The sequence below is a fragment of the Muriicola sp. genome, from assembly GCF_041567615.1.
In the GTDB taxonomy this organism is placed as follows: Bacteria; Bacteroidota; Bacteroidia; order Flavobacteriales; family Flavobacteriaceae; genus Muriicola.
The window spans coordinates 1-10,473 of record NZ_JBFGBM010000086.1 but is presented as its reverse complement, the minus strand read 5'-3'; the positions used below and the strand labels follow the sequence as shown (position 1 = coordinate 10,473).

The following is a 10,473-nucleotide window of genomic DNA, read 5'->3' as shown; positions in this document are numbered from 1 at the left end:
ATCTTGAAGGGAAAGGAAAAGAACAGAATGATCCCGGCCGTTACGTTGCTTAAAATAGACCATTGGGCAAAAAGCGCTACACCTATCACAGCGAAAATGGAGGACAGGATCAACCCGAGTTCCCTGATATTTACCCCCCAGATCAGGACCAGTGCCACTATAGCGAGTGCGGTAAACCCAAAGGAAATATATTTGCTGACGAGCCTGGTTCTCGCCTCATTCAGGTCGCTGATACTTCCCACTTTCCTGACCGCCTTGTGGGTAAGGAACCTGAGAATGACCAATACGGTAAGGATGATTGCGGAGCTCAGCAATTCATTGCTATATCCAAGGATAAAATCTTCCATGTAAATTTAAATTCCCAATATATCCCGCAAAGATACATCCTCATTTCCATTTTGTTGCCAATACGGGGTTTTTAAGGAATTAATTTTCCTGGCTTTCGTGGTAAGTACCTGTGCCGAGGGACCAAAACCACTGGGATAAGTCTCTTCCCAGCTTTCAATGGTGTACGGAAAGACATCTGTGAATCGGATCCTGAGTTCGCGTTCCAGTTCAGGATAGGAAAGATTATAGGTATAGAATCCTTGTTTTTGTTCGAGCTCACCCACTGCCCGGTAGGCCCGAATGGGATTGTGCATCAACCTGAGGTATTCCAAGGAGGGGACCATGGAAATCTCACCTGTGGGAAGACTTTCCGGCCGGATTCTGATCTGGGTCCAGATTTCATTTTCTAGAGGTGCTTTATCCAGTTGCAGTTCCTGGTCTCCCTCTGATTCGAAATAGGAGAAGGACCTGACCTCAAACTGTTCCCTGTTGTTCAATTGGGTGAAAACCTGTCCGCACCATTCCTGAATCGATGAGGATACCTTAATGGCATGCTGGTTGTCAGCCACTGGGTAGAAGGTGCTGCTCATTACAGAGTAGGGGTATATCCCGGTCAGAAAATTCTTGGTGGCATTCAGTTTCAGGACAGAGACGTTTGATGGAGAACTCAGGTCGGCTTTCACTTGTTTCTCCGGATTAAAGGGTTCTGTCACAAAGATGAGTACCGCTTTACCCGGGTGTAATTGTCCGTATCGGGCCTGTTCCAGCTCGTAGGAGGTGATCTCGGCCTCTCCCGCGTACCAGTAATTCTTAAAGAATGGCGTCAGCGGTTTGGGATCTGCCTTTTGAGATGTTTCCTGCGTTTCCTCAGCTGCAACTTTCTTTTCTACTTTCCGGCAGGAGGATAATCCCAGAAATGTAAAAAGTATTAGAATGGATATTCTGGAAAATAGGGGTGTCATGGACAATATTTTTGCGAAGGTACCCAACACATTTTACCTCGCCATGGCCATTAACGTTTTGTAAACGTCGTTGAAATACTCAATTTCAACTACTTGCTTATAAGAAACCCCTAGTGAAAATTAAGATTAGCTATTATAAAAAAGTGATCAATCGATGTTATTTCGATCCATAATCACTCAAGAATTTATTCATATTATCCTGAAAATGTGATTGTTTAGCCAATAAATTATGAGGAAGGGGTTGTTTAATCTAGGTTTGAGTATTCATTTTAAATCACCAATCATGACCAAAAGAAACATCTTAATTATCCTTATTGCTTTTGTATTCACTTCCTGCGATCTACTTGAAGAAGATGCCACGTCAGCAGAATGGCCGAGTTCAATCAACGGATGTAACATAAATATTTATATAGACAATGCTAACGGAGATAGTGTCGAGGGAATAATTCGATATACATTTAGTGCTCCTAATCAAGAAGTAAGGGGAACTAATCCTGAAACCGGCCAAACTTTTACAGCAGACAGTTATACATATTCAACCTCTGGTTCTACGGCTATTATAAATCTTTCCTATAGCAATGGTCAGGCTTATGAGAATTATGTCCTTGAATTAAAATCAGATAATGGAGGCGATTACAACATGAGTTCTGCTACTCCTACCGCCTCAGGGAGTTCCAATGGAACGTTCGATTTTACTTGCTTTTAGAGATTGATATCCATTTACTGCTCCTTCTATGTAAGGTCTCTAAGGGTTTGGTAGAATTCAAAAGTAGGTAGGCCTACTACATTGGTATAAGAGCCGCGGATTTCTTCTATCCCGACCATCCCCAGCCATTCCTGTATGCCATAGGCACCGGCCTTGTCTAGCGGACTGAAGTGTTCCGCGTAATATCGGATCTCATCCGCTTCCAGATCCCTGAATCGCACCTCGGTCGTACAATGCACGACACGCTGTTCATCAAGGGTGGTGAAACAGACCGAGGTGATCACTTTGTGCCATTGACCGGAAAGCGTTGTGAGCATTTTGCACGTATCTTCCAGATCTGCTGGTTTGGCCAGGGAGGTTTCTCGGTACCAGACCACTGTGTCTGCCGTAATCAGGATATCCCCGGGTTTGAGGTTTTCCCGTAGGGACTCCGCCTTCAAAACAGCCAGGTAGTCCGAGATCTCAGCCCCTTTTAGATGAGAAGGATATCGCTCGTCTACCTCGTTTCTGACGACTTCAAAAGGAATCCCCATCAATTTCAGGAATTCCTGTCTCCTAGGGGAACCCGAGGCCAGGAGTATCCTGTGATCTCTTAATCTGTTGCTGAGCGGATTCTCAATCATTAGCAGCACTGAAGTTCTGGAACCAATCCCCCCTGACTTTCAGGACCTGCTCGATCACGTCCCTCACACAGCCTTCCCCTCCGCTTCTGTGAGAGATATAGCGGCAGATCGACTTGACCTCTGGTACAGCATTCAGAGGTGCGCAGGGCAAACCTGCCATCTGCATGGCCGGGATGTCCGGAATGTCGTCACCCATGTACAACACCTGTTCCGGGGAAAGGGAATGCCGTTTCAGGTATTCTGAGAAGATCTTTTTTTTGTCATGTGCCCCGAGGAAGACATCCTTTACCCCGAGACCCTGAAGTCTTTTGCTCACCCCCTCATTGGTACCTCCGGTAATGATGCAAATATGGTAACCTTTCTGAATGGCGGTCTTGATGGAATACCCGTCCTGAACATTCATCTTCCGCAGCAGTTCCCCATCGGAGGTGACCAATACAAGTCCGTCTGTCAGCACCCCGTCGACGTCAAAGACGAAGGTGGTGATGTGTTTGAGCTGGGTCTTATAACTCTCTTCCATAGGTTTTTTGGATTGATTCGCTTAATAGTTCATAGATCGCCTTAAGTCGTGGTGACTTAAGCATCCCCAAATGCTCCTCCAGGGTCCTTTGATCACCCCTGCGTGCCGGCCCTGTCTGGGCTTCAAAGGGGGTTTGATTCATCACTTTCGTACAACTTTCCCTTATCAGAGGCCTGATCAGGTCGAAATCCACCCCATGCTCCTCGCAGACCTCAGAAGAGAGATAAAAGAGGTGGTTGCTGAAATTATTGGCAAAAACCGCCGAGAGATGCAGGAATTTCCGCTGTTCGGAATTGATACGCTCTACCCGGTCAGAGATTAAAAGCGCCAGTTTTTCAAGGAGGAGGTAGTCTTCCTCACGAGTAGCCTCCACACAAAATGGGATGTCTCTTATCTTCTCCGGCAGGATACCGCTCAGGGTCTGTAAAGGATAGAATACCCCCCGTCTCATTTCTCCGGGGAGCACGTCCATGGAAATACTTCCAGCGGTATGCACCAGCAATCCTTTTTCAATGGGCAGATTATGGGAGATCTCTGCGATCGCTTGATCACTGACAGCCAGAACGTATACATCGGCTGAAGCTATCTCCTTAAAATCACTGCTCACTTCTGTGTGGTCCCTGAAGTAATCCAGCGCCTGTTCATTCCTTCCCAGGACCTGCATGATAGAAACATCGGGATGATCAACAAGGACATCAAAGAGAAACCTGGAAATGTTTCCCGTCCCTATGAGGATAAGTTTGAGCATGCCCAAAAGTACAATTTTTTAAGAGGGTGTTGCTTTCAAAATAATTAACATTAATGTTTAACTTTTTCTGGGGCAATCGGACCCCCTAAACGCCAAAAAGGCTGTATTTTTGCGGCTAAATATTCGATAAATCGATATGATTTTATGTTAGAGACCCTGAAGAAGATCCTGTTCTCGACCCGACTCATGGCTGTTCTTTTCCTGGTATTTGCCCTGGCCATGGCCATTGGCACTTTCGTCGAAAGCCTGTACAGCACTGAAACTGCAAAGATTTACATCTACAATGCGCGGTGGTTCGAGATCATTATGGTCTTTTTCGTGATCAACTTTATCGGAAACATGTTCCGGTATCGCCTCCTGCAGTGGAAGAAATGGCCGGTCCTTGTGTTACACCTGTCGTGGATCCTCATCATCATAGGAGCCGGGGTAACACGCTATATCGGATTCGAAGGCATGATGCCGATACGAGAAGGGAATACCGAAAGAGTTTTTTATTCGGATAAGACCTACCTCACCGTGCTGGTAGACGGTGAGATGGAAGGGGAGCTGAGGAGGAAACCCTTGCAGGACGACCTGATCGTGACGCCCGAGGGTATGCAATCCACCTTGCCGTGGAAGGAAGATTTCAACGGGCAGGAATTTGAGATTGCCTATGCCGGATTTATCAAAGGAGCTAAAAAAAGCCTGGTGCCGGACGAAAATGGGACGAACTACCTGAAGATCGTTGAATCAGGAGATGGAAACCGACACGAACACTATCTGGAGGAAGGAAAGGTTACCAGTGTACATAACGTCCTTTTCTCGCTCAATGAGCAGACCGAAGGGGCAGTCAATATTTTCTGGGATGGAAAAGATTACCAGATCAAATCCCCTTTTGAAGCAAGTTTTATGCGCATGGCAGATCAATTCGAGGGAAACCTTGAAAAAGACAGCCTTCAAACCCTCCAGTTGCGATCCCTCTACTCCATGGGTACCATGCAGTTCGTTTTCCCGGAACCGGTGATCAAAGGGTCCTACGGGGTAGTGCAGGTCCCTGAAGAAGAACAGGATAATAATACCCAGGATGCTCTGATCCTCGATATCACGACCAATGGCGAAACCGTCAGGAAAGAAGTGCTAGGAGGCAAGGGCATCAGCAGTTTTATGGACAAATTCTCCCTGGGAGGCCTCGATTTCACCCTGGGCTATGGATCCAAGGTCTATGAATTGCCCTTCAGTATTAAACTCAACGACTTTATCGCTGAAAAATACCCGGGTACCGAAAAGGCCTATGCTTCCTTTATGAGTAAGATCACTGTGGAAGATGAGCGCCCTTTCGACTATGACATCTATATGAACCATGTCCTTGACCACAAGGGATACAGATTCTTCCAGGCGAGTTTTGACCCGGATGAAAAGGGAACCGTACTCTCCGTAAACCACGACCGTCCCGGGACCCTGATAACATATACGGGGTATTTCCTATTGTACTTAGGGCTGTTGGGAATCATGTTCTTCGGCAAAACCAGGTTCAAAGATCTCGCGAGATCCCTGGATAAATTAAAGAAGAAAAAAGCCGCCCTGACCGCGGTATTGGCTGTAGCTCTATTGTTGCCCCTGAATGCCCAGCAGGCCCCCCAGGCTCCAGGGCATATTCATTCTTCCGGTCCTAGTGAGGCCGACCTGGATTCCTTGCTTCGTGCCACAACCATCCCAGATGAGCACGCTGCCAAGTTCGGAAAGATCATCATACAGGATGAAGGGGGGAGGATGAAGCCCATCAACACCTTTGCTTCAGAGTTGCTCAGGAAGCTGAGTCTCAAGGATTCCTACAAAGATCTCAATGCAGACCAGGTCTTTATCTCCATGATGCTCAATCCGGCCCTATGGTACAATACGGATTTCATCGCCCTCGATAAAAAGGCCCAGAATGACAGCATTCGCAAGATCATAGGCGTGCCGGAAGGCCAGAAATATATCAAGGCGACCGACTTTTTCGATGCACAGGGAAGGAACAAATTGGGCCCCTACCTGCAGGAGGCCTTTGCTACCAATACCCCCAATAAGTTTCAACAAGATTTCAAAGACGCATATTTTCGTCTGAGTTTGCTGGACAGAACGCTGAGTGGGGAGATCCTCAAGATTTTTCCCCTCCTCAATGACGAAAACAACAAGTGGATCTCTGCTACAGAATTCCGCAGCGGCCAGTTCCAGGTAAGCGATACGCTTTACGCAAACTTTATCCACAATGTGGTCCCTTATTATCTGATGTCGCTCAGGGAAGCCAAAGTCTCCGGGGATTACACCGAAGCCGACAAGATCGTAAAGGCTTTTGCACAAAATCAGAAGAACCACGGAGCTGAGGTCCTGCCCTCTCAGAACAGGATAGAGGCGGAGACCATATACAACAAGCTGGACATCTTTAACAGGCTGTACAAGTACTACGCCCTGGTGGGTATTCTGATGTTCCTGGTTCTCGTGCTCAGGATCTTTAAGGACAGGGAGATTTGGAAGATCGCGACCTATTTCTTCAAGGGGGTAATCTACCTCTTCTTCATCTGGCATACGGCAGGCCTCATCATGAGGTGGTATATCTCCGGCCACGCTCCCTGGAGTGATGCATATGAAAGTATCCTCTATGTTTCCTGGGCTACCCTGGCCATGGGGATCTCCCTGGGAAGGAAGAGCGACATGACCATAGCCGCGTCTACTTTCGTCACCTCCATGCTCCTCTGGATAGCCCATCAAAGCTGGGTAGATCCGGCTATTGCGAATCTGGTCCCGGTACTCGACAGTTACTGGCTAATGATCCATGTGGCGGTGATCGTGGGGAGCTACGGTCCACTCACCGTAGGGATGATCCTGGGTGTGGTCTCTCTCCTGCTCATCATCCTGACCAACAAAAAGAACAAGGCCAAGATGGACCTCAACCTCAAAGAGCTCACAATTATCAATGAGCTCGCCCTGACCGTGGGTGTCATCATGCTAACCATCGGTAACTTCCTGGGCGGTCAATGGGCCAATGAGAGCTGGGGGCGTTACTGGGGTTGGGACCCCAAAGAGACATGGGCACTGATCTCTATTTTTATTTATGCCTTTGTGATCCATATGAGGCTGGTACCCGGGCTCAGGGGCAAGTGGACATTCAACTTCATGAGTATTATCGCCTTTTCGAGCATCATGATGACCTATTTCGGGGTGAATTTTTACCTGGTCGGTCTCCATAGTTATGCAAGCGGGGCCCAGGTCATCACACCCTCCTTTATTTGGTATACCCTGTTGGGGGTTGCTTTATTGGGGGCCTTGAGCTACTGGAGGTACAGAGTAAATTTCACAGATTAAAGAACCATAGACCTTTCTTAACCCTTTTTTTTGCAACTTTATAGTTTGCAATCCCAAAATTCCGGCTTCTGGTCCCGGGAATCATCCGGTTTTGCGAATCAACCAAACAATCACGATCGCGTAATGGATCCGAAATCCACATCCGGCCATCCCATCTCGGACTTTTTCAAAATCTTCATGGATGCGGTAAGGGGTAAGCAGACGGAGTTTACCAGCGGTAGTATCCGCCGGGCCATCTTTATGCTCTCGGTTCCCATGATCCTGGAGATGATGATGGAATCCATCTTTGCCATCGTCGATATCGCTTACGTCTCCCGTGTAAGTGTAAATGCGGTAGCGACCATTGGCCTGACTGAGTCCGTGATCACTGTAGTGTACGCACTCGCCATCGGGTTGAGTATGGCGGCAACGGCTGTCGTGGCCCGCAGGATAGGGGAGAAGGATGAAAAAGGGGCAGCCCGGGCGGCCGTACAGGCTATTTTTCTCGGTATCCTGATCTCCGTGATCATAGGCGTGATAGGACTCATCTTTTCCAGGGAAATACTATCCCTGATGGGAGGATCTTCTGACCTTATTGCTGAAGGCCATGGATATACAAAATTCCTGATAGGGGGAAATATCACTATTGTTCTTCTGTTCCTGATCAATGCCGTGTTCCGCGGGGCGGGTGACGCCTCCGTTGCCATGCAGACATTGATCCTTTCCAACGGGTTGAACATTATCCTCGATCCCATCTTTATTTTTGGGTTGGGACCCATTCCGGAATTCGGGGTCACGGGTGCGGCTATCGCAACCAATATAGGCCGGGGGAGTGCAGTGCTGTTCCAACTTTATATACTTTTTAAGGGAGGGAGCAGGATCCGGCTGGCCCTGTCTGACCTGGTTCTCAGGGTTAAGATTATGCTTAACCTGATCAAGGTATCCCTGGGGGGGATCGCCCAATTTTTGATCGGTACTTCGAGCTGGATATTCCTCATGCGATTGATGTCTGAATTCGGGAGTGAAGCACTGGCTGGATATACGATCGCGATACGGGTCATGATGTTCACCTTTATGCCTGCGTGGGGGATGAGCAATGCTGCCGCAACCCTGGTTGGTCAGAATCTCGGAGCGGAAAAGCCTGACAGGGCAGAGAAATCAGTCTGGATCACGGGTAAGTACAACGCCATCTTTATGTTCCTGATCTCCCTGGTATACCTGTTCCTGGCCAGACCTATCATCGCCCTGTTCTCTGATGTGGGTCCCGTGATAGAGAACGGTGCCCTTTGCCTGCAGGTCGTGGCCACCGGATATTTTTTCTATGCCTATGGCATGGTAGTTACCCAGGCATTCAATGGGGCGGGGGATACGCAGACTCCGACCAAGATCAACTTTATCGCTTTCTGGCTTGTACAGCTGCCATTTGCCTATCTCGTATCCCTTTATCTGGACTGGGGGGTTCTCGGAGTCTATCTCGCTATTCTCCTGGCTGAAGTGCTCCTTTCCATTATGGCCGTTATCTGGTTCCGGAAAGGACACTGGAAGCAGACGGTGGTTTAAGCTAATTTTGTAACTTTAACCGCACCAACGAAGGCCATATGAAGACAAAGAAAAAGGGACTTAACACTATTTGTACGCATGTCGGAGAACTGGAGGACTCCCTGTTTAAGGGCGCCGTCTCACCCCTGTATATGAGTACATCTTACGCATTTGAGGATGTGGATATCAAGCGGTACCCCAGGTATTTTAATACCCCAAATCAAATGGCCCTTTCCCAGAAAATTGCGGCCCTGGAACACGCTGAGGAAGCCATGATCTTCGGCAGTGGTATGGCAGCCATAAGTACAGCCCTGCTGGCCTTTCTGCAAGTCGGAGACCATGTGGTGCTCCAGCGCATGCTTTACGGAGGTACGTATCACCTGATCACCGAACAGTTCGAGAAGTTTGGAATTGAATACACCTTTATAGACGGGTCGGATCCCGGGTCCTTTAAAAAGGCTATCAGGCCCACAACTCGTGTGGTCTATATAGAAACACCCTCTAACCCTCTACTGACGATAACGGATATCAAGGCTTTCGCTGATATAGCCAGGGAGAACAATATCGTTTCCATGATTGACAATACTTTTGCCAGCCCTGTAAATCAGAATCCCATCGATTTGGGTATCGATGTGGTCATCCACAGCGCCACCAAGTATATGGGGGGGCATTCGGATATTCTGGCCGGGGCTGTGGCCTGCTCAGCAAGCCATATGGAACGAATCTTTAACCTTGCCAAAAACCTGGGGGGAAGCCTGAGTGATTACACGGTCTGGTTACTCGAAAGAAGTATCAAGACCATGGGCATACGCGTGAAGGCACAAAACGAGAATGCCCAGAAACTGGCCGAATGGTTGAACCGGCATCCGGACATACGCAAGGTATATTATCCAGGACTGGAGGATCACCCGGACCACGAAATTGCCAAAAAACAAATGCACGGCTTTGGGGGTATGATGTCCTTTGAATTACAGGAACAGATAGATGCATCTCTTTTTCAAAAGTCCCTGAAGCTGATCAAATCTTCCATGAGCCTAGCCGGCGTTGAGAGTACGGTCCTGTCACCAACCCAGACCTCACATGCTTTGCTGAGCCCGGAGGAAAGGGAAAAGCAGGGGATCAGGGATGGTCTCATCCGTTTTTCCGTTGGGATCGAGGAGGTACAGGACCTGATGGATGATATTGAACAAGCTATGCGGGCGGTCAGGAAAAAAGGGTTGACTGCCCATTCCCATTAATATATCGAATTTATGAAATTAGATATTCTAGTTTTTGGCGCCCATCCAGACGATGCGGAACTGGGCGCAGGAGGAACCATTGCCAAAGAGATATCCCTCGGGAAGAAAGTCGGGATCATCGACCTTACACGGGGCGAGCTCGGAACAAGGGGAACCGCGGAGATCAGGGACAGAGAAGCTGAAGCATCGGCGAAGATCCTGGGGCTGAGTGTACGGGAGAATATGGAATTTGCCGATGGATTTTTTGTCAACGACAGGAAACACCAGATGGCCCTGATCAAGAAAATACGTACGTACAGACCTGAAATCGTCCTTTGCAATGCCGTACACGACAGGCATATTGATCATGCGAAGGCCAGCGAACTGGTAAGCCATGCCTGTTTTCTAAGCGGTTTGGTCAAGATCGACACCATGGCAGAAGGGGATGACCAGTGGCAGGATGCCTGGCGTCCGAAACAGGTCTACCACTATATACAATGGAAGAACCTGAAGCCTGATTTCGTGGTAGAT

At 48.2% G+C, this 10,473-nt stretch carries 10 protein-coding genes; 5 read left to right on the top strand and 5 right to left on the bottom strand.

Translation table 11 applies throughout. The features are described from left to right. A partial coding sequence (locus tag ABYP73_RS07485) for a mechanosensitive ion channel family protein (protein ID WP_372973901.1) occupies positions 1–347 on the bottom strand: 347 nt, incomplete at its 3' end. A 6-nt stretch (positions 348–353) separates the two neighbouring features. Continuing rightward, the gene (locus tag ABYP73_RS07480) at positions 354–1,289 is read right to left on the bottom strand and encodes a septum formation inhibitor Maf (protein WP_372945111.1); all 936 of its coding nucleotides are present in this window, start codon (positions 1,287–1,289) and stop codon (positions 354–356) included. Between the two features lie 283 nt (positions 1,290–1,572). On the opposite strand from ABYP73_RS07480, the gene ABYP73_RS07475 reads away from it, so the two are divergent. After that, a complete protein-coding gene (locus ABYP73_RS07475) occupies positions 1,573–1,995 on the top strand; it encodes a hypothetical protein (RefSeq protein ID WP_372945110.1) in 423 nt (140 codons plus the stop codon). A gap of 26 nt (positions 1,996–2,021) precedes the next feature. Here the strand turns inward: ABYP73_RS07475 and ABYP73_RS07470 are convergent, their stop codons facing one another. From ABYP73_RS07470 to ABYP73_RS07460, 3 genes are read right to left on the bottom strand one after another with little or no spacing between them, the layout of a single operon-like run. After that, positions 2,022–2,618 (bottom strand): Maf family nucleotide pyrophosphatase, encoded by a 597-nt coding sequence (locus ABYP73_RS07470; RefSeq protein ID WP_372973900.1) that lies wholly within the window; start codon positions 2,616–2,618, stop codon positions 2,022–2,024. Then, positions 2,611–3,138 (bottom strand): KdsC family phosphatase, encoded by a 528-nt coding sequence (locus tag ABYP73_RS07465; protein ID WP_372973899.1) that lies wholly within the window; start codon positions 3,136–3,138, stop codon positions 2,611–2,613. Before ABYP73_RS07465 ends, ABYP73_RS07470 begins: the two co-directional genes overlap by 8 nt. Continuing rightward, positions 3,122–3,886 (bottom strand): Rossmann-like and DUF2520 domain-containing protein, encoded by a 765-nt coding sequence (locus tag ABYP73_RS07460; RefSeq protein ID WP_372973898.1) that lies wholly within the window; start codon positions 3,884–3,886, stop codon positions 3,122–3,124. The genes ABYP73_RS07465 and ABYP73_RS07460 overlap by 17 nt, the downstream gene beginning before the upstream one ends. 144 nt (positions 3,887–4,030) lie before the next feature. Here ABYP73_RS07460 and ccsA point away from each other — a divergent pair, with 144 nt between their 5' ends. The 4 genes from ccsA to bshB1 form a co-directional block, all read left to right on the top strand. Then, positions 4,031–7,207 carry a cytochrome c biogenesis protein CcsA gene (gene ccsA / locus ABYP73_RS07455; RefSeq protein ID WP_372973897.1) on the top strand — a complete coding sequence of 1,059 codons (3,177 nt, stop codon included), beginning with the start codon at positions 4,031–4,033 and terminating at the stop codon, positions 7,205–7,207. 123 nt (positions 7,208–7,330) lie between these two features. Beyond that, positions 7,331–8,746: an MATE family efflux transporter gene (locus tag ABYP73_RS07450; protein WP_372944867.1), complete on the top strand. Its 1,416-nt coding sequence runs from the start codon at positions 7,331–7,333 to the stop codon at positions 8,744–8,746. Between the two features lie 38 nt (positions 8,747–8,784). Continuing rightward, positions 8,785–9,963: a PLP-dependent aspartate aminotransferase family protein gene (locus ABYP73_RS07445; protein WP_372973896.1), complete on the top strand. Its 1,179-nt coding sequence runs from the start codon at positions 8,785–8,787 to the stop codon at positions 9,961–9,963. Between the two features lie 12 nt (positions 9,964–9,975). After that, positions 9,976–10,473: bacillithiol biosynthesis deacetylase BshB1 (gene bshB1 / locus ABYP73_RS07440; RefSeq protein WP_372973895.1), on the top strand; the 498-nt coding region annotated here is incomplete at its 3' end.